Raw genomic sequence first — 24194 nt, 5'->3', positions numbered from 1 at the left:
AACTTAGCAATTTAGTTTAAACTTTAAGTCATGCAAATCTCAGCCCGCAGCAGTCGTCAGACTGTATTTTTACAGTGACACGCGATCGCTTTTTATCTAAAAACCTAGCTATTCAAGTAGCTAGTCTTTATGCCTTTCTCAGTAGTATTTGGGTTTTTTCATCCGATCAACTACTGGCTTTTCTTGCCCCTAACTCTCAATCTCTCACTCTAATTCAAAGTATAAAAGGAGGAGTTTTTGTTTTAATTACGAGTGTCCTGCTCTACTTTTTTGTACGTTTAGGAACTCGTCGTTTAGAGAACTCGGAACAACGGTATCGAACCTTATTTTTTGCTCATCCCCAACCCATGTGGGTGTATGACTTGCAAAACCTAAAATTTCTAGCCGTTAATCAAGCCGCGATTCAACATTATGGCTATTCAGAAGCGGAATTTCTGTTGATGAAAATTACAGAAATTCGACCGTCTGAAGATATTCCGCGCCTATTAGATAGCCTGTCTCAAATTCAGATGGGATACAATCGCATTGGACTCTGGCGACATCAGAAAAAAGATGGAACTTTAATCGCCGTAGAAGTTACAGGTCATACTTTAGAATGGAAAGGGCAGTTTTCTGAAGTGGTTTTAGCTCAAGATGTTACCGAACGGTTGCAAACGAAAGCTCAACTTGAACGCCATGCTTTTAATGATTTACTTACCGGATTAGCTAACCGTAGTTTATTATTAGAACGCTTACAATTTGCCATTCAACATCCCCAAAAAAAAATTAAGAATTTTGCCGTTTTATCCTTAGATATTGATCGGTTTAAACCGCTTAAATATGGCTTTGGCCATCTATTAGCCGAACAACTGTTAATTGCAGTTGCCCAACGACTTCAAACCTGTGTCAGTTCAAAAGATTTAGTCGCTAGAGTTGGAACGGATGAATTTGCAATTTTATTCACGGATATTGCTGATTCTAATGTTTTAAGCGACAAAATTGAACGCATTCATGCTGCTTTAGATTTTCCCTTTCGCTTAGATACAGTGACGATTTCATCCGCCACCAGTATTGGTGTTGTGTTGGATCAATTCCAAAGTCAACGTCCTGAAGATTATCTACAAGCAGCAGATACTGCTATGTATTATGCCAAACAAAAAGGACGAGGAGCAACGGTATTTTATGAACCCAGTATGGCAACGGTTGTGGCGGAACATCTGCAATTAGAAGCCGATTTACAACGGGCAATTGAACGTCATCAACTGAGTTTAAATTATCAACCGATTGTTTCACTTAAAACTCAACAAATAGTCGGATTTGAAGCCTTAGTACGTTGGTCTCATCCTCAACGGGGGTTTGTGTCTCCCATTCAGCTAATTAAACTAGCAGAAAAAGCCGGATTAATTGTCTCAATGGGACAATTAGTTCTATCCCAAGCTTGTCAGCATTTATTACAATGGAAACCACAATTTCCTAACTTATATGTGAGTGTGAATCTCTCGGAAATTCAACTCCGGCATCCCAATTTAATTGCAGAAGTTGAACAGGTTTTAAAGTCTTTACAACTTCCCCCCTTTAGCCTTAAATTGGAAATTACCGAAAGCAATCTGATGGAGAATATTAACCATGCAACAGAATTATTAGAGCAATTAAAAGCCTTAAAAATTCGATTGTTAATTGATGATTTTGGCACGGGATATTCTTCTTTGAGTTATTTACAACAGTTACCCGTAGATACCTTAAAAATAGATCGCTCTTTTGTGCAAAATATCCAAGTCGGGAATAAGGATTTTGAGATTGCCAAAACCATTATTAACCTGGCTCATAGTTTAGGTTTAGAAGTTGTTGCTGAAGGAATTGAAACGGGTCATCAAGTGGAAATTTTAGCGCAACTCGGCTGTGAATTTGGACAAGGATATCTATTCTCGCCTCCCCTGGTCGATACTGAGGTGATGAATTTTCTCAATCAATATAGCGTTAGGGAACAGGGAACAGAGAACAGGGAACAGGGAATAGCTTAACTGTAAGTTATGACTTCTGTTACAAGGTTTAGTATTGTCAAACATCTTAATTGGTAGTGCTATATCGGTGAAATAACCGCCCTAGATGTTCGCCTCAAAACCGTTAAACTATAAACAGTGAGTGGAGAAACCCTTAAAAATATAATGGCAAGAGGCGACCAAATCTATGTTTTTCGAGAATTTTATAACCTAGAAGGTTTATATGAACATCATGGCATTGACTGTGGGGATGGAAGCGTCATTCATTATCGCAAACCCAGTGAAATTATTGAACGAACTTCCCTAGATACCTTTTCCAAAGGTCAAAAAATTCATCAGCGACGGTATCCCATTCGTTATATTCCCGATACCGTCCTTAATCGTGCTCAAAGTCGCTTAGGAGAAAAACAATATAATTTACTATTTAATAATTGTGAACACTTTGCAACTTGGTGTGTTACCGGGGTCAGTAAAAGTCAACAGGTTGAAAATTTTATTCCGCTTCTTCGTGATATTAATGTTGATACCTTATCTGATCCTCTCAAACAAGCCTTCATGGGAACACCACCACAAGATGCCAATCATTTGTTAAATCAAGTGTTAGCGGAAATTCGGGTGGCGTGGGATGATGTTCATCCTCAATATAAACAAGCTTTAGACGAGATGAATTCTTGGAATCGAGTCGCTGTAGAGGCGTTGAAACGAAATCGAGAAGATTTAGCACGCGAAGCCATCAAACGCAAACTAACCGCTAAAAAACGGGCTACAGAATTAGAAGAGAGTTTAGAAAAGTTAGCCTCTATGACTCAAAATCTTCTCCAAAATCAAACGGATATTTCCTAATCTGATTCAAGATTCTCCCTGCCCTTGCAGTCAGTCCAGAACAAGAACCCATTAAAAAAACCTTAAACAGGGTTTGTTTAAGGTTTTTTTAGACATATAATGCTTTCAACTGGGGCGAAAGGATTCGAACCTCTGGATGTCGGGACCAAAACCCGATGCCTTACCGCTTGGCGACGCCCCATCGCTTCACACTTATTTATATTAGCAGTATCCTCCCCGGATTTGTCAAGGGTTTTTGCCAAAAAATTTTCAGCATTTTTGAATAATCCTCCAAAACCCCTAACATCTATGGTTTTCAGTTCTTCTTCTCTCTGAATTAATTCTTAACAAGAGGCAGAATAAAGAAAATTGACGTTAAGCTGTTAGCGCTTATGTTTCGTAATCCGATCTCAACAAGATTATTTGTTGTGGTTGTTGTGCGTTCTGACAACCGCTTTTTGCTAATTCAGGAAGTCATGGGCAACCGTCCCTGGTATTTTCCCGGCGGACGGGTGGAACCTGGGGAAACCTTTGTGGCGGCTGCAAAACGAGAAACTTTAGAAGAAGCAGGAATTCCGATTATCCTGGAAGGGATTTTGAGAATTCAGCATCTCCCCCACCCCACCGGACAGTCCCGCATCGGAGTATTTTTTTTAGCCCGTCCTGAAGGCAATACTCCCCCGAAAACTAAACCGGATCACGAAAGTTTAGGCGCGAAATGGTTTACTTTAACAGAAGTAGAACAATTACCCTTAAGAACTAAATTTGTAAAACCCATTATTGCTGAGGTGTTAACAGAGGGAGCAGTTTACCCCTTACAGTTAATTCTACCCGAAGGAAATTTTATCGGGCTAGGGAACAGATAAAAGTAAGCATTGAAAGAGTTTTAGGATGTAGAATTGCCAAACATTTTAATGCGTAGTGCTATAGTAAAGTTACAGAAATCAAAAAATAATTCAATGTCTCTCCTACCCTAATAGGGGGAGAATGGTTAGAGATTATTGAAGAGGAACTAATAACAAACTGCCTTGAAAATCGCCAGATTGGGCAGGGGAATTAAATCGCCAATATTGTTGATATTGATTCAAGAAACTTTGACCGATAATCCCATCTATTTGTAATAAATCTAAAACTGGGGACGATAAAATCACCACTTCTAAATTATTTTGATCATAACCCTGAACAGAAACTTTTTCTAACCGAGAACGTTCTGCATCTTCCAAACCACAAAAACCCTGAACTTGAATCTCTTGACGAGTTGCCACATCCAATTGTAGTTGATTCGCTAACTGTTTCGAGATAAAAATTGTATCCGCCCCCGTATCTAACAAAAAGGTAAACGGCCCTTTACCATTAATATAAATAGTCGTTAACATCACCCCTAAACGACTTTTTAACGGGATAGCTTCTGCTACAGATTCAGGTGGTAACGCCGAGGGAGAAAGTAACTGTAATTGTCGGGTTTGAGGATTTAATTTAACATCAAAATTCCTTAAAAAATCCATTCCTAAAACCCCAAATAAATCCTCTGGAATTACAGAAGTTGAAAATTCCAAACCCTGCAATTCTTCCACTCGAACTTGATTAATCACCAACGGGGGTAAATGATGCAAAATTGCATTCATATTCGGACAATCATCCCCCGCCACCGCATAGTCTAATCCTTCATTAGAAATCGGTTCCCCTTTTAAACCTAACTGTTGGGCGAGGGCGGTGGTAATCATCGTTGTAGATGCCCCGGTATCTAATAAAAAGCTACCGGATTTTCCGCCAATGGAAAGTTGCAGGGTAAACACTTGACTTCCTTCTAACAATTGCAGAGGAATTGTAGTTTGCCCGATGGTTTTTGGAGGCGGTAAATTCAAACCCTGAAGTTTCACAATCGCATTTAGAGGAAAAACACTTAATAACATTGTAGTATTTGAACCCAAATTAGTACGGACTAAAGGGGGTTCTAAATTTTGAGAATCAGTCATTGGATTTGCCAAAGTCTTAGCAGCAAAGGGAAAAACCCAAACTAAAACCACCACCAGGGAAGTGAAGGATTTCATTCGTTATAAAGCACTTGATAACAAACATCAGACAGTTCAAAATTTGCCGTCACATTCTGTACATCATCCAAATCATCTAACGCATTCATTAATTTCATTAATGATCTGGCTTTTTCAATTTCATCAACTTCAATTGTATTATTCGGAATCCAACGCCATTCAGCTTCCACAATGTTAAATCCCTGTTCTTTTAACACTTGGGTTAAATGTTCTAAATTCGTGATGGTTGTAGAAACTTCCGCCCCATCAGTATCATTAACAGGCGTTAATTCATAGGATTCAGCTTCCCCTTCTACTAAAGCTTCTAGGAGTTTTTCTTCATCAATTGGCCCTGCTAAGGTGACAACGCCTTTTTGATCAAACATCCAACTCACACACCCGGTTTCTCCCAAGTTACCGCCATTTTTACTAAACGCAACTCGTAAATCCGCCGCCGTGCGATTTCGATTATCGGTGAGTCCTTCAATTAAAATCGCTACACCTCCAACCCCATACCCTTCATAACGAATGGATTCTAACTCAGACGCTCCTGCTCCTAGTTTACCCGAACCTTTAGCGATCGCCCGTTCAATATTATCATTGGGAATTCCCGCCGCTTTTGCTTTGTCAATAGCAGTTCGCAGTTGAAAGTTTCCCGTCGGGTCAGCCCCTTGACGCGCAGCCACGATAATCTCACGCGAAAGTCTCGTGAACACTTTACCTTTGACTGCATCCACTCTCGCCTTTTGGCGTTTAATATTCGCCCACTTACTATGTCCAGCCATACTCCAAAAAAATCACAGCAAAATATTATTTTAAGGGTTGTTGGTTGTCGATTGTTGGTTGTCCGGTCATTTCAAAGTAAATATTGGGAACCTTCTATTTTTCTTCAGGTAAAATTCCGAGTTGTAAATTCACGCCAATTTGGTAAATATAAGCATCTTCAATCAATATTCTATTAACCCTACTATTGGTCATGCGTCTTCCTGATAAGTCGATATTCCAATGTTGTTGATCTTGACTTAAACCCTGAATTAATTCATCTTTGGGGCTAACAGCTACAATTCCTGTCCAATCAATTTTTAATTCTGGTTTAACTTGGCGAAAAACGGATAAGATCTGCTCATAAGTTTTAAGTGACCCTACATCATCATACACAGGTAAAGCAAGTGTCAAGTGCCATATTTCCGGTTCTGACGCATACAGCCACAAAGCCGAATGAACTGATAAACCTGCGGTATTGAGAGCATCTATTAATCTTTGACCTTCTTCTATCTCTTGACTTACCAATGTTGCTGTAGCCATTGTAAAACTCCGTGATTGGGATCGGTAATTGCTGAGTAAATCAGGTGAGCTTTTTCTTGGTTATATGTTTGATAACGGCTTGTTTCTGACCAGTCTTTAACTATTAACCATTGAAATGAAAAATCTGGATCATTTAGGAGAGATCTTAATTCCCTATTAAGGTCAGCACCTCTGACAAGCTAATAACTTGAATTCAACTTCAGGATAATTACTGATCGGAAATTAGTTGATATAACCTTGATATTTAGCCTAGTAAATCCCTTGAGGTTTGGGTAGGGGTGATCGCATTATTGTCATGAATCAAGGAAAAATCGAAGAAATCGGAACCGCAGAGGAAATTTACCGCCATCCGAAACAAGCCTATACTACTCGTCAATTAATTGCTTCTATTCGTTCAGGAACAATTAGACGTAGTAACTTTAATTGATCACATAAAGGCTAAATCCTTTTCGAGCATCAATATTAAACTTTAATCCCACTTCCGTAAGAGAAGATATTTCAACTTGATTTTCCGATCGATCATGTATTTCAATACTCTCAATTTCAGCTAAAGAACAATAAGATGATTCTTCATTCACTAGAAATAACTTATCTCCTACAGATAAAGTGATATTCTCTACTTTTACGACGGCTGCTTTTGGCTTTTTAAACCATTCTGTAACCCGTCCAACGTTTTGAGCTTGTCCAATTGATACTTTTTTTAAAAGGATTTGATAAGTTACTAATTCAGCTAAAGATTGACATAATGCTTCAACAAAATCTGCTAAATATAGCAATTCTTGAATTCCCAAAGTTTCATTAATTGATCCATGTGCTGCTTTATTACGATAGTGAATAAATTGTTTAAGTTCTGCTTCGGCGGTATTTTGATTTCCTCGGACTTGCTCTATAAAATATTTGATCTTTCGATGGTCAATAATCCATTCCCAAGCCTTTTCAATTCCAGCTTTGGTCAATAATTCCACTAACGCATCTTTTCTTAAATTTTGTTCATGGAATATAAAAATTTCAGGAAGTAACTCGTATTTTTCATGGTCACTAATGGCAGCCAAAAACCCTTGAACCACTTTTTTATAATAAATAGATAGATTTTGGTTTTCAGGATCTTCAAATCGTATCTTTTTCGGGTATGTTAATAATCGTCCTATTCCCTCTCGATGGGTATTTTGAATTGTTTCACCTAAATCGGAATAACTGGAAATTAACTCAGGTAAAAGTTGTAACCATTCGGAGATTAAATCTTCAACAAATCTTTCATAAATGGCGTATAATCGCATTACAGTAGCACAGTGGTCATAGATTTTCCATTCAATTTCTCTAGGAAATTCTTGAGCCAATTTCAGAAAATCATTGTTTTCCTGCAATGGATCTTTATTTAAACTATGTTTTCCAAAAACAATTGCCCTAAGTCTATCATTAGTCTGGAGCATTGCACGAACAGTTGCAATTTTTATACTGGATGTCTCTAAAAGATTCTCAAACATTGCCAGCTATTCTCCAATAACCTGCGATAGCATATCATCAAAGATTTGGATTCGCTGTTGAATTTCTGCTTTACTTTTTCCACCGCCTGTTAAAAGACGTGATTCTTCCCTTTTAAAGAGTTTTTGGGTTTCTTCAATAATTCTTGTTTTTTTATGGATTAAAATTTCTCTTTCATCCAAATGTCGATTAAATCCAACCATGACCGCATCATAATAAGCTTTATAGGAATCTTTCTTCCAAGTCATAGATTTTGGATCGAAGGGTTTGAATAAATTATCGTTATAAATTTCGTAAGCTAGACTAATTGTTTTTAAAAATACATCCTTCAGGATTAAAATATCCTGATCAGAAAAATTTGAACTTTTGATCATATAAAGATCAAGAAATCCTTCCATTCCTCGTTGAAAATGATCTACATTCCTCAAGGCAAAGAAACGAAGCACTAATTCTGCATCCTCCATTTTTTTATAAAGATTATTGTTTAATAAATCAGCATTTTCATCTGTAGGAATTCCCCAAGATTGAGTAAAAATAGGATCACGAGATAATTCCAATAATAATGAATTAAACTTCCCATGATACAAACAATTCCGTACTTCCTGCTGACTTAAATCTACGCCTCCGGTATTAAAACGTTCAAAACTTTTCTGTTTGAGGAACAAAGCTGTTTCAGGATCAGAAGTTGATTCTGCAATAATAACAATAGATGAAATAGATCGACGATCAATTCCTGCTTTAACTTTAATTGGAAGTTGCTCATAAGTACGTCCATTGATTTCTGGCCAAAGTTCGAGTCCCGTTAGTTTGAGTTTGTTTTCATAGAACTCTCTAATTGCTGTAATTCTCTGTTGACCATCCATGACTTCATAAGAATTATAATCTATTTCAAACAGAATAATGGGCGGAACAGGAATATTAATTAGGAATGACTCAATTAATCGTGACTTCATTTTGGCATCCCATCGAGGTCTTCTTTGATAAACGGGTTGTACATTCATATATCCGTTTTTTTTTAAAGCCTCAGCAAAGCTAGGGAGTTTTTCCCGATTAATTTCAGTTAGAATTCGGTTTTCTTGTGAGGAGTATTTATCATTAATTTCTCCATCAGACATTTTTTTTTGACGTTTTGAGGAAGATTTCTCCCACATTTTTTCTTCAACGGGCGCAAATAGCATTGTCTCAATTCTCCGTCAGCATTATGAGCTATTCTAGCATTCCTAAGCTGAAATGGCAAACTGCAAGATCAGAAGGCTTGAGTATATAAGCTTTTATAATAACAGCTTGTATACTCAAATTAGCGAGCATCCTTGCTCGCACTAAGTTCGAGGAAAGCATTTTATTCTTGAGGTTTTGACTATGAAAAATAAACAAAGACAACCTAGAGAAGCCTTAAATAATGATAGCAATACTCTCAATAAAAGTTTTTATAGTGAATTACTGCATATTATTGGTTTAACCGAAACGAAAGAAAAGAATAAAAAGCTGATCAAACGTCAACCTGAAGGACAACAAAATTCCGGTTCACTCCTAGAAAATGCTATTTTACAACTGAATAGTTTAGATAAAATTTCCCGACTGGAAAAACCCGAACAATTTGGAGAAACTGAACAAGAACAGCTTTTTAATATTGCTTTAGAGTTAGCAATTACTTGGATCAACAGAATTTTATTTTTAAAATTATTAGAATCTCAATTAATAACTTACCATAAAGGGAACAAAAATTTTGCTTTTCTAAATTTAGATAAAATCCATAATTTTGATGATTTAGATCGTTTATTTTTTCAGATATTGGCGGTTAAATCTAGTGAACGTAACTCAGATGTACAAAAGATTTTTGCTCATGTTCCCTATCTGAATAGTTCCCTATTTGAACCCACAGAATTAGAACATCAAACTATTGTGATAAGTAACCTGAGAGAAGACAAACTCCCCATTTTATCAACAACTGTTTTAAAAGATGATAACGGAAACAAACGCACGGGAGAACTCAATACTCTACAATATTTGTTTGAGTTTCTGGACGCTTATGATTTTAGTAGCGAAGGTTTAGAAGGAATTCAAGAAGATCAGAAAACCTTAATTAATGCTTCGGTTTTAGGACTAATTTTCGAGAAAATTAATGGTTATAAAGACGGGTCATATTTTACCCCTGGTTTTATTACCATGTATATGTGTCGAGAAACTCTGAGGAAAGCAGTTGTCCAGAAATTTAATGATATTAAAGGTTGGAATTGTCAAACTCTTGATGATTTATATGATAAAATAGAAGATAGAACCGAAGCAAATCAAATTATTAATCGTTTGAAAATTTGTGATCCGGCGGTGGGGTCGGGACATTTTTTAGTTTCAGCATTAAATGAAATTATTGCGATTAAAAATGATCTGAAAATTTTACAGGATCAAACTGGAAAACGATTAAAAGAATATCAAATTATTGTAGAAAATGATGAATTAATTATCACCGATGAAGATAATAAACCTTTTAGCTATACGCCACAAAACCCAGAAAGTCAACGCATCCAAGAAACCTTATTTCATGAAAAGCAAACGATTATCGAAAATTGTTTATTTGGGGTGGATATTAACCCGAACTCGGTTAAAATCTGTCGGTTACGCTTATGGATAGAATTGTTAAAAAATGCCTATTATCAAGCGGATAGTAATTACAGCGAACTGGAAACCCTACCGAATATTGATATTAATATTAAATGCGGTAACTCTTTAATTAGTCGTTTTCCTTTGGATGCGGATTTAAAACCCGCGTTAAAGAAAAATAAAATTGATATTGAAACCTATCAAAATGCTGTTCAAACCTATCGCCATGCTGAAAATAAACAGCAAAAGCGAGAGATGGAAAAGTTAATAAATACCATTAAAGGTAATTTTAAAACTACACTTCAAGGAGTTGACCCCAAGAAAACGAAGTTAAGACAGTTAGAGGGAGAAGTTTATAATTTAGAGAATCAACTTTTGCTGTTTGAGGAAACTAAAGCGGAACAGAAAGTACGGGAGAAGAAAGTTATTAAGTTGAATAATGAGATTGATAAGTTAAGGGTGGAAATTGAGGAAATTGAAAGCGGTAAAATTTATGATCATGCGTTTGAATGGCGGTTTGAGTTTCCTGAAATTTTGGATGATACAGGAAAGTTTATTGGTTTTGATGTTGTGATTGGAAATCCGCCTTATGGAGTTAAATTTAATTCGAGTGAAAAAGCACTTTTTTCAAATCAATACTCTGGAATAGATGACATTTATACAATTTTTATAGATCAGGGAATAAGAGTTGCTAAAAAATCAGGTTTTTTAGCATTGATTATACCAATATTCTGGTTAACAAGCGAGAAATATTATTCAACAAGAAGTCTGATTCTTCAAAATCTCCATCTTAATTTAGGTGTAATTTTACCCTATAACATATTTTCGGATGCGTATGTTGATACAGGAATTTATATATTTTCTAAAAATATAAATGAGAGGATTTCATATATATATGAATTTGGGACAAGGGAAAAGATAGATTATAATATACTTAATTCTTTAAATTATATCAGACTTCATAAAAATGAATGGGCTAATACTGACAGCTTAAAAATAATTTTTAATTCAATATCAAGATCACTGACTAATAAGCTAAATATATTTAATATTAAACTTGAGGATATTACAAATTCTACCAGAGGAATTTTAGCAAATCAAGAAGATTATTCCACAACTAAATTAACAGAGAAATATGAAACTATTTTCGTCGGAAAAATAGATAGATACTTTATAGATAGTGAGAATTTTCAATATGTTAACTATGGCGAAAATATCAAAGAAAAACCATCTTCATTTGATTCTTTTACAGGTGAAAGAATATTAATTAGAAGAATTATAAATAGGCAGTTTAGAATAATGGCAACCTTGACTGAACAGCGATTTGTGACAAAAAAAGATGTCTATATTTTTAAACCTAATAATAAGAGATTTTCTGCTAGATATTTATTGGCTATTATTAACTCAAAACTTATTTCATTTATACAAACTAAAGGTTCAACATCAGCAAAAAAGGATGATTTTACACAAATAACTCTGAACGATATAAGACAATTAAGAATTCCTGAACCAACTTTTAAACAAACGGATGAGATAGAAAAATTAGTTAACAAAATTCTCACCGCCAAACAATCAAACCCCAATACAGATACAACAATATTAGAACAACAAATCGATCAACTGGTTTATGAATTGTATGGATTAACAGAAGAAGAAATTAAAATAGTTGAGGGTAAAACCTAAAAAAGATTATCCACTTCCCCTCATTTTTTCCTTGATAATCTTCATTTCTTAGTGTCTTAGTGTCTTTGTGGTTGCTTCTCGTTTTCAATGTTTAAGTTAATATCCTCTAAAATCGGTAATTGATGACCCAAACGTAACCCTAAAATGATCCATCCTTCTAACGCATCTTGTAAATTTTCTCGACATTCTTCCAAGGTTTTACCACTACTCCAAACTCCCTGACAGTCGGGTATTTCTCCATAAAATATCCCCTCATCTAAGATCTCATATTTTGCCCGATTCATGGCTGCGTAAATAAAATTTGTTAACATCATTTAAAGTTTCCCTAATAATGACTTGAACTCTACTTCTGAATAAATAGTGATTGATTCAAGAAAAGTTGATTAGTTTAGCTCATCTTCAGATATATTTGCAGTTTTCATCAGAACACCTAATGTTCCGAGCTTTAAATCTTGATTCCGATGAACTGGAACAGAAACAATCCTATTATTTTGGGGATTTTGATAAATATGATGACTGCCTTTGATTCGTTTCAAAATCCAGCCTTTTCTTTCCAAAATCTTACAAAAATTTTTCCCAGAAATTGATTTCATACTGCAATTTGCACAATGCGGTCAGTTTCTTTTTCCTTTTGAGTTTCATTTGCCACCTCTAACCAACCTTCTATCGCTTCTTGCAGATTTTCCATCACTTCTTCCCAAGTTTCCCCTTGGGTTACACATCCAGGAAGTGCAGGAACTTCTGCCCAATACCCTCCCTCTTCTGCTTCGTGAACAATAGCTTTAATATTCATAATTGAGTCAAGTGGCTATTTTTTCTATTTTCTTATTTTAGCGTTGAGTTTGAAACCGACGAACGGGCGCAAATAGCATTTTCTCAATTTTCCGTCAGCATTATAAGCTATTCTAGCATTTCTAAGCTGAAATGGCAAACGGCAAGATTAGAAGGCTTGAGTATATATTAATCAATGACTTTTAACCAGCCGTTATTTAAGCGATTAATAATTTCACTAATTTGCTGACATTCTTTTAAGCCTAAAACTTGGTCAGAAAAAATTAAAGCCGTTAATCCTTGTTGGTCAGCGCGAGTAATTTGACCTGTGGCGTAAATTTTGTTGACAATACGCTGAATATCGGTAGATGTACTTAATGATGACTTGTTCATCCTTTCCTCTGTGAGCAAATACTAATTAATACACCCCTCTAATTCCCCATCAGGACAATTTTGATGTGGGTTTACCTTTAATGGGTAAAAATTAGAGGGGTGCAGAGTGTAAGGATGAATATTTCATTTAGGATTGATTGGCCGGAACGTAAGTAGCTAATCCTCTGAATTTGAGTCCTAAAATAATATCATTCCATTCAGAACCCAAATAGTTTCCGGTTTGAGTAATGGCATTAATAAAGTAGAATCCATCTAAATCCGTTGCTTTTTCTGCCCAATCATTAATATCAAAAGAGCTAATTTTATTAAATTCTGGTACAGGTTTAGCGTGATTTTCATCCGGTAATACATACAGATGATCCCCTGATTTTTCCACAATGGTTACACCCCTGACTTTACGGATTTTGGTCAGGGAAACGGGTTGTGATGGGTTGTATCCTTGAATAATTTTCATGTCAACCTCTCCTCTGGGTTGATGATTACATAGAATCTTTGGGTGCGGCTAGGATGAGAATGATCTTGATATCACCACTATCTCTATTAATGTCGGTTCTCACCGGGGAGATTGTTCCAGTTTTTTCCGCGTCCCCAAAATCTTCCCTCGATTTAGAGAAAAGATGGATTCCATTATGTAACGGATGTGACAATTTCACAAGCGGTTTTACCCTGACTGTTATTTTTTGTAAAATTTCCGGGTTGTGATCATCATCCTCCCCACAAAAAACCCCTCTCTGGAACAGGGAACAGGGAACAGATTGAGTAGAGACGCGCCATGGGGCGGGTTGTTCTAATAAAATTTCGCAGGTGTCGCCGTTATATCCTCGTTAAGGCATTATTTAAAGGGATTTTTAGAGTATGAAACTGGGTTACAGGAATCCTCTTGAGGATTTGAGTTTGTAAGCAAATGCCTTCGCCATGTCAAGATAGAGAGAGACAGTAGGAAAGTACAATATGGCAGCACAAGCACCTTCAACACCTGAAGTCGAGTTAGCAAAACTTTTGATTGAGAGTAACTACCTCTTTCGAGACTTAGAGATTAACTGGCTGGCTCAGTATCTTTCCCCAGACCTCGCTGTAGAAAAGCTGTATTCTAACCGTCCTGTATATACGGCTTTTCGTCCTAATATTTTTTTAGATGTTCTCTACATTATTATGAGTGGGGGGCCAATTATTATCCGCAGTACCCCCCTAGACCGGATTATTACCATTAGCTATCCGGGGGGATGTTTTGGGATGAGAAATCTTCCTTTTAGTTTTGGCCAGATGAGTCGGGCGTTTCCCAGTTTAGTCGAAGCTTACAAAACCACCGAGGTGATTAAATTACCCCTCGATACCCTGAAAGCCATTTATGAGAATAGCGAAGTGGTGCGGGAGCGTTACGATAAATTTTTTGAACTGCGAGAAAAATTTCAGTATCATTTACTCAATTGTAGTTCCTATCCTCCTCAAGCGGTTGCGGCACTGTTAAGAGCTTTGGTTTATCAAGAACGCAGTTTAGGAAATCAACCTCAGTCCGATGGGGTTTATACGTTTGATTTACCCATTGATGTGATTGCGCGTTGCTGTCAATTAAACCATCGCACTGTTGAACAAGTTCTCAAGGGAATGCAAAAAGTTAAATTAATTGAAGTAGCAAAATCTAATGATACCTCAGAAGATATTATTCGAGTCCTTGACCCGGAAGAACTCAAATCAACTTATAGTGCGACCCGTGATAAAGTTTCCTGGTGGCCTTTGAAGTAACCAATAGGTAGTCATTTCTCCTTTTCCTTTGACTTCTACTTGTCCCCGTTGCTCAAAAATATAGTGATTTTTTAATCGTTCATAAGTGGCTTCCGTGACTTGAATTTTACCCGGTAAACCCGATGATTCCATGCGAGAAGCAACATTAACAGCATCCCCCCACAAATCATAAATAAACTTTTTCATGCCAATCACTCCAGCAACTACTGACCCTGTATTGATGCCAATTCGCATTTGTAAAGGTTCATTATATTTCGCTTCAAAATGAGCGATCGCTCCCTGCATATCTAATGCCATTTGAGCAACAGATTCAGCATGATTTATGTTAGGAAGGGGTAATCCACCAACTGCCATATAAGCATCTCCAATGGTTTTAATTTTTTCTAAACCATGCTTTTCTGTGAGTTCATCAAAAGCCGAAAAAATCTCATTTAATATATTCACTAATTCATCAGGTTTAACACGAGTAGATAAGGAAGTAAAACCGACAATATCAGCAAATAAAATCGTGACTTCCTCAAATTGTTCGGCAATAGCACGGGTATCCTGTTTTAAGCGTTCAGCAATGGTTGAGGGCAAAATATTGAGTAATAATCGTTCTGAGCGTTCCTGGCTTTCTTGCAAGGCTCTATCAGTGATTTGGCGCTCTAATTCGGCTCCGGCTCTGGCTGCAAAAATTCTTAAAACCAGTTCTCTAGTTTGGTCATCTTGCATCGGATTTGTATCTAAAACAGCAAGATGACCAATCACATTTCCTGTTGAATCTATTAAGGGAATTCCGGCATAACTGCGGGCTTTTAACTCGACTAAATCTTGATTTTCGGGAAACCAATTAATAATATCATCAGAATAACAAGAATATTCCTTATTTTCAATCACTTCATAACAAGGTGTTCCTTTTAAATCATACTCGATATTATCAATAAAGTTATTCTGAAGCCAAAATGCTAGGGTACGAGCTCTCGTTTTTTCGGGGGTGGCACATTCAGTCACAAAAGTATAACGAACGCCTAAAATTTCAGCCAAGCCTCGAACACAGGAGCGAAAGAATTCATGACCTGTTTTAGCAGCAGTTCCTTCCACAATTAATTTTAGGGCTTCTTCTCGACGTTTGCGATCGCTAATATCTCGGATCACACAAAGGACTGAGGTAGAAGAAATGGGGGAAAGATTCGCACATAAATCGGTTTTCTTATAATTAAGAATTAAACGATATTCTACTTCAATTTGGGATTGAGTTTCTAGTGCTTTTTGAATAGCTGACAACAAAATATCGGCTGGTTTTTTAGGTAAAATTTCATGGAGTTTTTTGCCAAGTCTTTGTTGATATGGTTTATATAATAACTTAGTATTGGGGGTAGCAATTTTTAGATAATGCCCTTCAGCATCAAAGACTAAAATGGATTCCGTCATCGCCCTAAATAAGGCTTGAAGTTCTGCCTGGGATTGCTCTAAATTTGTAGTAACCGTTTGCAAAGAAGCGACCGTTTGTTGCAATGCTTCATTTTGAGTTTGTAGTTTTTTCTGAAGAACTTTTAGGTGTAATTGAGTTTGAATGCGAATTAAGACTTCTTCGAGTTGAAAAGGTTTTGTAATATAATCTATTCCCCCAACTTTAAAAGCTTTTACTTTGTCTGTAATATCATCTCCCGCACTTAAAAAAATAACCGGAGTTAAACGGGTTCTTTCATCTGCTTTGAGTTGTTGACAAACTTCATAACCTCCGATTCCCGGCATATTAATATCGAGAAGAATTAGGTCTGGAATCACAGTTCTTGCCGCCATTAAACCCACTTCTCCATTAATAGCCTTGCGAACTTGGTAGCCTTGCTGAGTGAGGAAATTTGATAAAAAGCGAATATTGTCAATATTGTCATCAACAATCAGAACATCCCCGATTAATTCCTCTTTATTAATATTCATATTGATCTTCCTTCTAACATAATATTCGCGTGTTTTTGAGGTAAAATATTAGGGAGTTTTTCACCAAATTTTCTTTAATTAATAAAACAAAAATCAAATTTGATTTTTATTTTTGGGTATGTGTTCCGGTAAATTTTAAGATAGTTTGAAATTGGAAATTCAGACTTAAATCCCTGAGAATAGCAATCAATTCCTGATGTTCAGGAGGGATTTTATCAATTAAATCTAATATTTGTTCATCACTTCCTTGAGCAGCCGCATAATAGAGTTGTTCCTGCCATTCTGGGGACATGATGATTGCAAGAGAACTCAAATCCTCTACTGAACTTTGGGGGGGATCGGGAAGGGATTCCTCTGGTTGAGCTACATCCTGTTGATAAATATATTCTACACCTAAATGTTGGCTGATTTTTTCAAGTAATTTTTCTGATTTAAACGGTTTAGCCACAAAATCATCGCAACCAGAGGCTAAAATTGTTTGTCGAGTTTCATCAAAAGCACTCGCGGTTAAAGCAACAATTTTAGTTTGTTTTCCGAGAGATGTTGCTTTAATTAAAGCCGCCGCCGTTAACCCGTCCATCACGGGCATTTTGACATCCATTAAAATTAAATGAGGTTGCCAAACTTCCCAACAATTGATGGCTTCTTGACCATTTCCAGCTTGTTGAATTTTAAACCCAACTTCTGATAATAATTCGCTGAGTAATAAACAGCTATCTAAATTATCATCTACAATTAAAATTCGATATTCCGGTTGATGGGGTGCAAGTGCCATCACCTTGGGTTTATTAGCAGTGAAGGAAAGTTCACCGGAGTCTAAAAAAGGAGTCGGAATTTTAAACATAAATAAACTTCCTACTCCCAGTTGACTGTTGACATGAATATCTCCTCCCATCAGTTGGACATATTTCCGACTAATCGCTAAACCTAAACCTGTTCCTTGATTAGAATTACGTCCCGATTCTGTTTGTTTAAAAGGTTCAAATAGTAATTGTATTTCTTCGGGGGAAATTCCTAAACCTGTATCTTCAACTTCAAATAAAATAAACTCCGATTTTGTCTCAGAAGATGGATTAACAGAAAGATTTTCTAGGTCAATATTAGATAAATTTTCATCCTCTGAGTGGGGAGAAGATGAAGACTCAGAGTTAAAGATTTGATATTCACGTTTCACTCTTAACGTAACTTGACCTTGGCTTGTAAATTTAATCGCGTTGCTTAATAAATTCAATAAAACTTGTCGTAATTTTCCTTGATCCGTTTGCAAATAACGGGGTAAGTTAGGTGCATATTGAAATTGTAATTCTAATCCCTTAGATTTTGCCTTCATTTGCAACATTTTTCTTAACCCCTCTAAAAGATTAATTAAATCAAACTGATGTTCATTAAGAGTTGTTCTTCCTGCTTCAATTTTAGACATTTCTAAAATGTCATTAATTAATGTTAATAAATGCTCACCCGCATGATTAATAATTTCAATATACTTATGATGCTTTGGAGATAAAATCGGATCTTCATTCATCAATTGAGTAAACCCTAAGATGGCATTCAAGGGAGTTCTTAACTCATGACTCATATTGGCTAAAAATTCTGATTTTGCCTGATTAGCGGCATCAGCAGCCGATACAGCTTTTTGAAGTTCGATGGATTGTTTCTGAGTTTTTTCTAATAATTCAGCTTGCTGTAAAGCCACACCTAACTGATTACTAATCTGCACGGCAATATTAATTTCTGCCTGTTTCCAATAACGGGAACTAGAGTTTTGATAGGTGGCGAGTAATCCCCATAATTGATTATTAGAAAAAATCGGAACAATAATATAAGCTCTGGCTTGAAAACTCTCTAATAACTGAATATAACACTCATCAAAATTAGCTTGATAAATATCGGGAACAGCCCGGTAATTGATTCCCTGATTATACAATCCTCCTTGGGTCGATTGAAGATAAGTATCTTGAATTCCAGGGGATAAATAATTAGTCTGGGAGTTACTCTCAAATAATTTGACCGTACACCGTTCATTAGCCGTTGTATTTTGTTGTAATTTAGGATTAGAGTTTTGTTCTTCAAATAAAGAAATCCACCCAGAATCAACGGATTCTGCAATAAATTCTCCACTCCAGTCAGGACGGAAACGATACACCACAACCCGATCACAATTAATCACTCGTCTTAATTCTGAAGCCGTGGTGGAAAAAATTGTTTTGATATCTAAGGTTTGCCGCATCCGTTGGATGGCTTTTGCTAACGCTTGTTCCCGTTCCAAACTTTCTTGTAACGCAATTTCAGTATTTTTGCGATTAGTAATATCTTCAGAAATACACAGCATGTGGGTGATTTTTTGGTGGTTGATAATCGGGATCTTTAAAGTTCTTAATAAGATGTCACCCTGAGTCGGAGTATGAATCAGAACTTCAGGAACTTCTATGGGGTTATGATGAGTTAAAGCCTCTAAAATATGCAAACGAAAATGCTCGGCTTGTTTTTGGGGTAACAAATCATAAATATTTTTTCCTAAGATTTGATCACGGGGGACTCCAAAGATTAGTTCACTTGCTTTATTCCAGAGAACAAATTGAAACTCACTTTCAACACTTTTAACATATAAAGCTAAAGGAATATTTTCAATAATTGTATTTAAAAATTGCCGAGATTTTGTTAATTCTTGATCAAGGTTTTTACGCTCGGTGATATCATTAAAAGTACAGACAATTCGTTCTATTTTTTTATTTTCATTGAACTGAGGATCAATATTTAACAATAACCAAGTGAGGGTTGCTAAAGCAGGTTGTTGTTGGAGTCCAATAATTAAGTTTCGGATCGGTTGACCTTGGGCGATCGCTTCCTGAATAGATTCCATTTTATCCCCCAAGGGTTTCCCTTCTTCATTGAGAAGTTTAACGGGCAAGGAAAATAGATTTTTTCCCTCTAATTTGGGTTCAATCGGGAATAACAAATTTTGAGCAAATTGATTACTCAAAATAATCTCTCCTTTGGGCGTTAACAGTAACACGCCTACTGGCATTTCTCGAATCAGAGAACGAAAGCGTTTTTCACTTTCTTGCAGGGCATTTTGATACAGTAATTGAGCGTTATAGCGTTGATCTAACAAAGATGTAACTAAAGTTCCCACCAATAATATTAATGTGATGATTCCAATTTGCAATGCTAACCCTGAATGGACAGACATTTCCTCAGAATTGAAAGCCATAGAAGACTGTTCAATAATGTTAGTCGCCCACATTCCTGTGTAGTGCATTCCACTGATGGCAACAGCCATGATCACGGCACTGCATCCCTTGATGGGATTAAACCCCGATGTACCAGAATATCTTAAGTAAAATGTTATCCCCGAAGCAGCGATGGAGGCAAAAATGGCGATGGCGACGGACATCAAAACACGCACTAAATTATATTCCATCACGGCGCCTGCAATCATCATGCCTGCCATTCCCACATAGTGCATGGACACAATGGCTAATCCCAATACCACACCACCGGAAAGCACACCGAGACTAAGTTTAGGTCGATTCCATAACAACAACGCCAACCCAGAGGCGAGCACGCCCACACCCCAGGAGAGGATAGTAATCTTGAGATCGTAAGCCACCGGGAGAGGAAGTTGAAACGCCAACATCCCGATAAAGTGCATCGACCATATCCCTGTTCCCATCGCCAGTGACCCTCCCCCTGCCCAGAGGAGACGCTTCTTGAGGGTAGATTGGGGAGTGACCCGTCCGGTTAAATCCAACGCGGTATAAGTGGCAATGACCGCAATTAGGAAAGAGAGGACAACTAAAGACGGTTGATAATGGCCTTGGATGACCGTCATAATCAGTAAAGATTTCATGTTTGAGTCTTTGAATAATTATTAACTAACGGTTGACTAGGAACATTCAAAACTGAATCTTTAGAAGTACAGTATAAATAACCTTGATGGGTCTTAACAATTTGATGAGAAATTGCTAACCCTAATCCTGTACCATAACCGATGGGTTTTGTGGTAAAAAAGCGGGGATAAATTTTATTGCTCATATCAGAGATCATCCCTATGCCATTATCTTTAATCCGATCAGCACCCAATTTAATTAAATCAAGCTTAACAAATTTTCTTTATAGCAATCCCAAATAGGTTGTAATAATTTACAACTGACATGAAACAGCCAGAAGTATTATCCTAGATCCTCTGTTCCCGGCTCCGGTGATCCCTGTTCAAGTAGTGCTATAGACTGAAAATAGATACTTTCCTAAAAAAACTATGACTCAAGCCCAAACCGAACCCAAACTCTACAGCTTTGATGAATTTATCGAATGGTATCCTGAAAACTCTGCTGTCCGTTACGAACTGCATGAAGGAGTCATTATCAAAATGCCTAAGCCAAAGGGAAAACATTCCAATCTAACAGGTTCCCTGATTGAGCAATTATTAATAATAATTAGGCAAATGGGTAAAGGCGGTATTTGGACTATTCCTAGAGAATCGATTGTCAAACCCAAACGGGAACAATCCGGTTATGAACCAGATATTATTGTTTTGAATCAAGAAGTTATCAAGGTTGAACCTCGATGGGAAAATGAATCAATTATCCAAAATCCTGATTCAGTTAAATTAATCGTTGAAGTAGTTTCAACAAACTGGCGTGACGATTATTATAACAAACTTCGAGATTATGAAGAAATGGGGATTGAAGAATATTGGATTTTTGATTATGCCGCATTAGGGCCAAGAAAGTTCATCGGTAATCCTAAACAACCCACACTTTTTGTTTGTACTTTGGTCGATGGAGAATATCAGATGAATCCATTTACCGAAAACATGACGATTATTTCCGCGACCTTTCCCCAGTTCAACTTATCCCTAGAGCAGATTGTTGCTCTTTCCCTATAAAATCAAATAATTGATGGGCTAATTGCAACTTAGTACAAGCCGCAATTTCTAATTTACGTCCTTGACGACTTAAAAATATCGCTTGATTGGTTTCTGTTCCAAATCCAGAATCCGGTAAATCAATCGGATTTGCAACAATTGCATCTAAATTTTTTTGCTCTAATTTATCTTGAGCAGGCTTTAAAATTTCCCCAGTTTGTGCCGCAAACCCGATTAATTGTTGGTGGGGTTGTTTCATTTTGCCCAATTGTGCTACAATATCAACGATATGTTGTAATGGCAGTTCTGTGGGTAAAAGGCGCTTCGGTAATTTATCCTCACTATAAAAAGCAGGTTTAACATCTCCCACCGCCGCCGCCATCACCGTAATATCGGCTTGGGGAAATCGTTGTATCATTTCCTGATACATTTCCTCGCCACTGATCACGGGAATTAACTCTACTTCGGGCAAAGTAGCCACTAATTCCGTATTCATGGGGCCATGTACTAACGTCACCGACGCCCCCCGATGAATTGCGGCTTGCACCACTGCCAATCCCATTTTACCCGTTGATGGATTGCCAATAAACCGCACCGGATCAAGATGTTCTCTAGTGCCACCCGCACTAATTAATATTTGTTTTCCTATTAAATCCCGCTTTCCTTGGGTGTGCAATAACGAATCGAGATGAGCTAAAATCTGTTGAGGTTCAGCCATCCTTCCCGCCCCTTCTCTATAGGAATTGGCTGTTTTTGTAGCGGGAAGATCACAAGCAAGAATTCCCGAAGTCGGGGTAATTCCTTGAAATCGAGGATCAAGTAATAGAGTTTGCCAATTGCGTTGTACCGCCACTTGTTTCCACATTTCTCGATTCATTGCTGGAGCGATTAACACTGGACAACTAGAAGCTAAAACCGTATTTGTGAGTAAATTATCGGCTAATCCTGTGGCTAATTTCCCTAAAGTATTGGCGGTCAGAGGAGCAATTAAAAAAACATCAGCCCATTCCCCTAATTGAATATGTAAAGGGCGTCCGTGAGTTGATTGCCAAAATTCTTGATCGGTATAAGCCGAATCACGAGAGAGAGTTGCAAAAGTTAAGGGAGTAATAAAATGTTGGGCTGAGTCGGTCAAAATCACCCGAACATCAGCCCCAGCTTTGGCTAAATTTGAAACAATTTCACAGACTTTATAAGCTGCAATGCCTCCACTGATTCCAATTAGAATCCGCTTCTCAAAGGTGGGAGGTGAAATTATTCTCATCGGTTAATCTAATTGAAACTTACAGACTAATTCAAGGGTTACGCTTCATCATAGGCTTCAAGATCGAGCAAGTGAACATAAGGTTCCACTAGCTCTGGACGTTGAAACGCGATCGCTCGTAACAAATGCCAATCATTAAGTCCTTCAAAGGGATTGTTATAATCATCTTGTTCCAGACGTGAAGCCAGTTGTGCAACATCATCGGCTGTTAGAGATGAAATCTGCGGTGAGGATCGAGTCAAGGTTTCCATGAGTTACACCTCCCGTGAATTGCATTTGCTTTGAGCATGACAAGCAGGGTTCTAATTAATTAATCCCCCATTTCTATACTAAGGGCATTCGGTTAATTTCGGTATTGTATCGATCACAAAACTTCTGATTAATCCTAAAACCTCTGGCCGAATTTCGTGACCCATATTAAATTCTTGATACTGAACATCAGCCCCTAACTGTTGAAAGACATCTCTGGCTTGCTGGGCTGCTTCTACAGGAACAACCGGATCTTGTTTTCCATGCACCATTAACACCGGAGGTAAAGGATGATCTAAAGGTTCAGGGGAAAAATGTAAATAACCACTTAACACAATTAAACCCGCCAACGGAAAAAAACGACCCACATCGAGGGCCATCGCCCCCCCTTGGGAAAATCCGCCTAAAATTGTTTGGGATAGGGGAACACCTGTACTCGCTTCTAAGGATTCTAGCCATTCCTTGACCTGCTGCTGAGTTTCCGCTAATCCTTCATATTCAGGGGTTTCTAAAGCATACCACGCCCGCCCCACTGGAGCTTGAGGATGGGGAAAGGGAGCTTGTGGAAAAATAAATTGATATTCAGGTAAACGCAGCATTGGAGCCAGGGAGGTCAGATCCTCGGCATTAGCGCCCCAACCGTGCATGATTACGATTAACCCTTGAGGAGGTTTTCTGGTCTCCGGTGGAATGGAGATAAATTTTAAGGCCATGATTGCAATAGATTTTTAACATTCCTGGTTTATAAAATAACATGGGAGATTGAAAACTCAGTCTAGGATAAAATTCGATCAAGAAGGGTTAAAACCACCTGCAATCATCTGTCCAGGTGCTTGTTTTTTTCTTTCTCTGGGCTTCAATACTTTCGGTAGTAGTTTGCTTCCCCAATGACACCGTTTCTATCGCTAAAATCAAATCAATTGTAGGGTGCTCCATCAACGCGCACGCACCATCTTTTAGGGTAGAAATATACAATACAAGATCGCTCGATCAGCCCAAAATTTATACAGATGGTGCGTGCGGCGAAGCTTTACGCACCCTACAGCCATCGAGAAAATTGATTAGCGATCGCATTCTTTTATTAC

At 37.3% G+C, this 24194-nt stretch carries 23 protein-coding genes and 1 tRNA gene; 7 read left to right on the top strand and 17 right to left on the bottom strand.

Annotated elements, in window-relative coordinates; genetic code table 11:
- Positions 1-74 precede the first annotated feature (74 nt).
- On the top strand, positions 75-2000 hold the full coding sequence (locus PL8927_RS20730) for a putative bifunctional diguanylate cyclase/phosphodiesterase (RefSeq protein WP_083625340.1): 1926 nt from the start codon (positions 75-77) through the stop codon (positions 1998-2000).
- Positions 2001-2144: 144 nt separating this feature from the next.
- Positions 2145-2822 carry a lecithin retinol acyltransferase family protein gene (locus tag PL8927_RS20725; protein ID WP_083625339.1) on the top strand — a complete coding sequence of 226 codons (678 nt, stop codon included), beginning with the start codon at positions 2145-2147 and terminating at the stop codon, positions 2820-2822.
- Between the two features lie 109 nt (positions 2823-2931).
- Here PL8927_RS20725 and PL8927_RS20720 read toward each other — a convergent pair.
- Positions 2932-3003: transfer RNA gene (locus PL8927_RS20720), tRNA-Gln, on the bottom strand.
- Positions 3004-3193: 190 nt separating this feature from the next.
- Here PL8927_RS20720 and PL8927_RS20715 point away from each other — a divergent pair.
- Positions 3194-3667 carry an NUDIX hydrolase gene (locus tag PL8927_RS20715; protein ID WP_083625338.1) on the top strand — a complete coding sequence of 158 codons (474 nt, stop codon included), beginning with the start codon at positions 3194-3196 and terminating at the stop codon, positions 3665-3667.
- A gap of 132 nt (positions 3668-3799) precedes the next feature.
- Here PL8927_RS20715 and PL8927_RS20710 read toward each other — a convergent pair whose 3' ends face one another.
- From PL8927_RS20710 to PL8927_RS20700, 3 genes are all read right to left on the bottom strand, one after another.
- Positions 3800-4852, bottom strand: coding sequence for a retropepsin-like aspartic protease (locus PL8927_RS20710; protein ID WP_083625337.1), 1053 nt, complete (start codon positions 4850-4852; stop codon positions 3800-3802).
- Positions 4849-5616 carry a YebC/PmpR family DNA-binding transcriptional regulator gene (locus PL8927_RS20705; protein ID WP_083625336.1) on the bottom strand — a complete coding sequence of 256 codons (768 nt, stop codon included), beginning with the start codon at positions 5614-5616 and terminating at the stop codon, positions 4849-4851. Before PL8927_RS20705 ends, PL8927_RS20710 begins: the two co-directional genes overlap by 4 nt.
- Before the next feature lie 94 nt (positions 5617-5710).
- On the bottom strand, positions 5711-6136 hold the full coding sequence (locus PL8927_RS20700) for a hypothetical protein (RefSeq protein WP_083625335.1): 426 nt from the start codon (positions 6134-6136) through the stop codon (positions 5711-5713).
- Positions 6137-6431: 295 nt separating this feature from the next.
- Here PL8927_RS20700 and PL8927_RS28890 point away from each other — a divergent pair, with 295 nt between their 5' ends.
- Positions 6432-6563, top strand: a complete 132-nt coding sequence (locus PL8927_RS28890) for a hypothetical protein (protein WP_269322030.1) — start codon at positions 6432-6434, stop codon at positions 6561-6563.
- On the opposite strand, the gene PL8927_RS20690 is transcribed toward PL8927_RS28890, so the two are convergent.
- Both PL8927_RS20690 and PL8927_RS20685 read right to left on the bottom strand, forming a co-directional pair.
- Entirely contained in the window at positions 6556-7620 is a 1065-nt protein-coding gene (locus tag PL8927_RS20690; RefSeq protein WP_083625334.1) for an MAE_28990/MAE_18760 family HEPN-like nuclease, read from the bottom strand. The two genes, PL8927_RS28890 and PL8927_RS20690, sit on opposite strands and share 8 nt — an antisense overlap.
- Before the next feature lie 6 nt (positions 7621-7626).
- Positions 7627-8796: a DUF262 domain-containing protein gene (locus PL8927_RS20685; RefSeq protein ID WP_083625333.1), complete on the bottom strand. Its 1170-nt coding sequence runs from the start codon at positions 8794-8796 to the stop codon at positions 7627-7629.
- Between the two features lie 181 nt (positions 8797-8977).
- Between PL8927_RS20685 and PL8927_RS20680 the strand changes: the two genes are divergently transcribed.
- Positions 8978-11899: a type IIG restriction enzyme/methyltransferase gene (locus PL8927_RS20680; RefSeq protein WP_083625332.1), complete on the top strand. Its 2922-nt coding sequence runs from the start codon at positions 8978-8980 to the stop codon at positions 11897-11899.
- 56 nt (positions 11900-11955) lie between these two features.
- Here the strand turns inward: PL8927_RS20680 and PL8927_RS20675 are convergent, their stop codons facing one another.
- The 5 genes from PL8927_RS20675 to PL8927_RS20655 form a co-directional block, all read right to left on the bottom strand.
- Positions 11956-12213, bottom strand: coding sequence for a type II toxin-antitoxin system HicB family antitoxin (locus PL8927_RS20675; protein ID WP_231506083.1), 258 nt, complete (start codon positions 12211-12213; stop codon positions 11956-11958).
- Positions 12214-12282: 69 nt separating this feature from the next.
- Positions 12283-12492, bottom strand: a complete 210-nt coding sequence (locus tag PL8927_RS20670; protein WP_083625330.1) for a type II toxin-antitoxin system HicA family toxin — start codon at positions 12490-12492, stop codon at positions 12283-12285.
- Positions 12489-12692 (bottom strand): type II toxin-antitoxin system HicB family antitoxin, encoded by a 204-nt coding sequence (locus PL8927_RS20665; RefSeq protein WP_083625329.1) that lies wholly within the window; start codon positions 12690-12692, stop codon positions 12489-12491. The genes PL8927_RS20670 and PL8927_RS20665 overlap by 4 nt, the downstream gene beginning before the upstream one ends.
- Positions 12693-12859: 167 nt before the next feature.
- Positions 12860-13063: a hypothetical protein gene (locus tag PL8927_RS20660; RefSeq protein ID WP_083625328.1), complete on the bottom strand. Its 204-nt coding sequence runs from the start codon at positions 13061-13063 to the stop codon at positions 12860-12862.
- Positions 13064-13190: 127 nt separating this feature from the next.
- Complete coding sequence (locus tag PL8927_RS20655) at positions 13191-13517, bottom strand: hypothetical protein (RefSeq protein WP_083625327.1); 327 nt, start codon at positions 13515-13517, stop codon at positions 13191-13193.
- 497 nt (positions 13518-14014) lie between these two features.
- On the opposite strand from PL8927_RS20655, the gene PL8927_RS20650 reads away from it, so the two are divergent.
- Complete coding sequence (locus PL8927_RS20650; protein WP_083625326.1) at positions 14015-14806, top strand: cyclic nucleotide-binding domain-containing protein; 792 nt, start codon at positions 14015-14017, stop codon at positions 14804-14806.
- Here PL8927_RS20650 and PL8927_RS20645 read toward each other — a convergent pair.
- The 3 genes from PL8927_RS20645 to PL8927_RS20635 all read right to left on the bottom strand — a co-directional run bounded on the left by PL8927_RS20645 (position 14756) and on the right by PL8927_RS20635 (position 20812).
- Positions 14756-16729 carry an adenylate/guanylate cyclase domain-containing protein gene (locus PL8927_RS20645; RefSeq protein WP_083625325.1) on the bottom strand — a complete coding sequence of 658 codons (1974 nt, stop codon included), beginning with the start codon at positions 16727-16729 and terminating at the stop codon, positions 14756-14758. The genes PL8927_RS20650 and PL8927_RS20645 overlap by 51 nt on opposite strands.
- Positions 16730-16835: 106 nt before the next feature.
- Complete coding sequence (locus PL8927_RS20640) at positions 16836-20579, bottom strand: MHYT domain-containing protein (RefSeq protein WP_083625324.1); 3744 nt, start codon at positions 20577-20579, stop codon at positions 16836-16838.
- Positions 20576-20812 carry an ATP-binding protein gene (locus PL8927_RS20635; RefSeq protein WP_269322029.1) on the bottom strand — a complete coding sequence of 79 codons (237 nt, stop codon included), beginning with the start codon at positions 20810-20812 and terminating at the stop codon, positions 20576-20578. The genes PL8927_RS20640 and PL8927_RS20635 overlap by 4 nt, the downstream gene beginning before the upstream one ends.
- A 175-nt stretch (positions 20813-20987) precedes the next feature.
- Between PL8927_RS20635 and PL8927_RS20630 the strand changes: the two genes are divergently transcribed.
- Positions 20988-21617, top strand: coding sequence for a Uma2 family endonuclease (locus PL8927_RS20630; RefSeq protein WP_083625323.1), 630 nt, complete (start codon positions 20988-20990; stop codon positions 21615-21617).
- Here the strand turns inward: PL8927_RS20630 and coaBC are convergent.
- The 3 genes from coaBC to PL8927_RS20615 form a co-directional block, all read right to left on the bottom strand.
- Complete coding sequence (gene coaBC / locus PL8927_RS20625) at positions 21577-22860, bottom strand: bifunctional phosphopantothenoylcysteine decarboxylase/phosphopantothenate--cysteine ligase CoaBC (protein WP_083625322.1); 1284 nt, start codon at positions 22858-22860, stop codon at positions 21577-21579. The two genes, PL8927_RS20630 and coaBC, sit on opposite strands and share 41 nt — an antisense overlap.
- Positions 22861-22898: 38 nt before the next feature.
- Complete coding sequence (gene isiD, locus PL8927_RS20620; RefSeq protein WP_083625321.1) at positions 22899-23111, bottom strand: protein IsiD; 213 nt, start codon at positions 23109-23111, stop codon at positions 22899-22901.
- 78 nt (positions 23112-23189) lie between these two features.
- Positions 23190-23822, bottom strand: coding sequence for an alpha/beta hydrolase (locus PL8927_RS20615; protein WP_083625319.1), 633 nt, complete (start codon positions 23820-23822; stop codon positions 23190-23192).
- Positions 23823-24194 lie beyond the last annotated feature (372 nt).

It is taken from the genome of Planktothrix serta PCC 8927, assembly GCF_900010725.2.
GTDB lineage: Bacteria > Cyanobacteriota > Cyanobacteriia > Cyanobacteriales > Microcoleaceae > Planktothrix > Planktothrix serta.
Note: the sequence above shows the minus strand (reverse complement) of the source record. Positions and strands in the feature narration are given on the sequence as shown.

What these genes read in the sequence shown, in the direction of transcription:
- PL8927_RS20725 (WP_083625339.1), top strand. Translation starts at nt 2,145, where the DNA reads ATGGCAAGAGGCGACCAAATCTATGTTTTTCGAGAATTTTATAACCTA.
- PL8927_RS20715 (WP_083625338.1), top strand. Translation starts at nt 3,194, where the DNA reads ATGTTTCGTAATCCGATCTCAACAAGATTATTTGTTGTGGTTGTTGTG.
- PL8927_RS20710 (WP_083625337.1), bottom strand. Translation starts at nt 4,852, where the DNA reads ATGAAATCCTTCACTTCCCTGGTGGTGGTTTTAGTTTGGGTTTTTCCC.
- PL8927_RS20705 (WP_083625336.1), bottom strand. Translation starts at nt 5,616, where the DNA reads ATGGCTGGACATAGTAAGTGGGCGAATATTAAACGCCAAAAGGCGAGA.
- PL8927_RS20700 (WP_083625335.1), bottom strand. Translation starts at nt 6,136, where the DNA reads ATGGCTACAGCAACATTGGTAAGTCAAGAGATAGAAGAAGGTCAAAGA.
- PL8927_RS28890 (WP_269322030.1), top strand. Translation starts at nt 6,432, where the DNA reads ATGAATCAAGGAAAAATCGAAGAAATCGGAACCGCAGAGGAAATTTAC.
- PL8927_RS20690 (WP_083625334.1), bottom strand. Translation starts at nt 7,620, where the DNA reads ATGTTTGAGAATCTTTTAGAGACATCCAGTATAAAAATTGCAACTGTT.
- PL8927_RS20685 (WP_083625333.1), bottom strand. Translation starts at nt 8,796, where the DNA reads ATGCTATTTGCGCCCGTTGAAGAAAAAATGTGGGAGAAATCTTCCTCA.
- PL8927_RS20680 (WP_083625332.1), top strand. Translation starts at nt 8,978, where the DNA reads ATGAAAAATAAACAAAGACAACCTAGAGAAGCCTTAAATAATGATAGC.
- PL8927_RS20675 (WP_231506083.1), bottom strand. Translation starts at nt 12,213, where the DNA reads ATGATGTTAACAAATTTTATTTACGCAGCCATGAATCGGGCAAAATAT.
- PL8927_RS20670 (WP_083625330.1), bottom strand. Translation starts at nt 12,492, where the DNA reads ATGAAATCAATTTCTGGGAAAAATTTTTGTAAGATTTTGGAAAGAAAA.
- PL8927_RS20665 (WP_083625329.1), bottom strand. Translation starts at nt 12,692, where the DNA reads ATGAATATTAAAGCTATTGTTCACGAAGCAGAAGAGGGAGGGTATTGG.
- PL8927_RS20660 (WP_083625328.1), bottom strand. Translation starts at nt 13,063, where the DNA reads ATGAACAAGTCATCATTAAGTACATCTACCGATATTCAGCGTATTGTC.
- PL8927_RS20655 (WP_083625327.1), bottom strand. Translation starts at nt 13,517, where the DNA reads ATGAAAATTATTCAAGGATACAACCCATCACAACCCGTTTCCCTGACC.
- PL8927_RS20650 (WP_083625326.1), top strand. Translation starts at nt 14,015, where the DNA reads ATGGCAGCACAAGCACCTTCAACACCTGAAGTCGAGTTAGCAAAACTT.
- PL8927_RS20645 (WP_083625325.1), bottom strand. Translation starts at nt 16,729, where the DNA reads ATGAATATTAATAAAGAGGAATTAATCGGGGATGTTCTGATTGTTGAT.
- PL8927_RS20640 (WP_083625324.1), bottom strand. Translation starts at nt 20,579, where the DNA reads ATGAAATCTTTACTGATTATGACGGTCATCCAAGGCCATTATCAACCG.
- PL8927_RS20630 (WP_083625323.1), top strand. Translation starts at nt 20,988, where the DNA reads ATGACTCAAGCCCAAACCGAACCCAAACTCTACAGCTTTGATGAATTT.
- coaBC (WP_083625322.1), bottom strand. Translation starts at nt 22,860, where the DNA reads ATGAGAATAATTTCACCTCCCACCTTTGAGAAGCGGATTCTAATTGGA.
- isiD (WP_083625321.1), bottom strand. Translation starts at nt 23,111, where the DNA reads ATGGAAACCTTGACTCGATCCTCACCGCAGATTTCATCTCTAACAGCC.
- PL8927_RS20615 (WP_083625319.1), bottom strand. Translation starts at nt 23,822, where the DNA reads ATGGCCTTAAAATTTATCTCCATTCCACCGGAGACCAGAAAACCTCCT.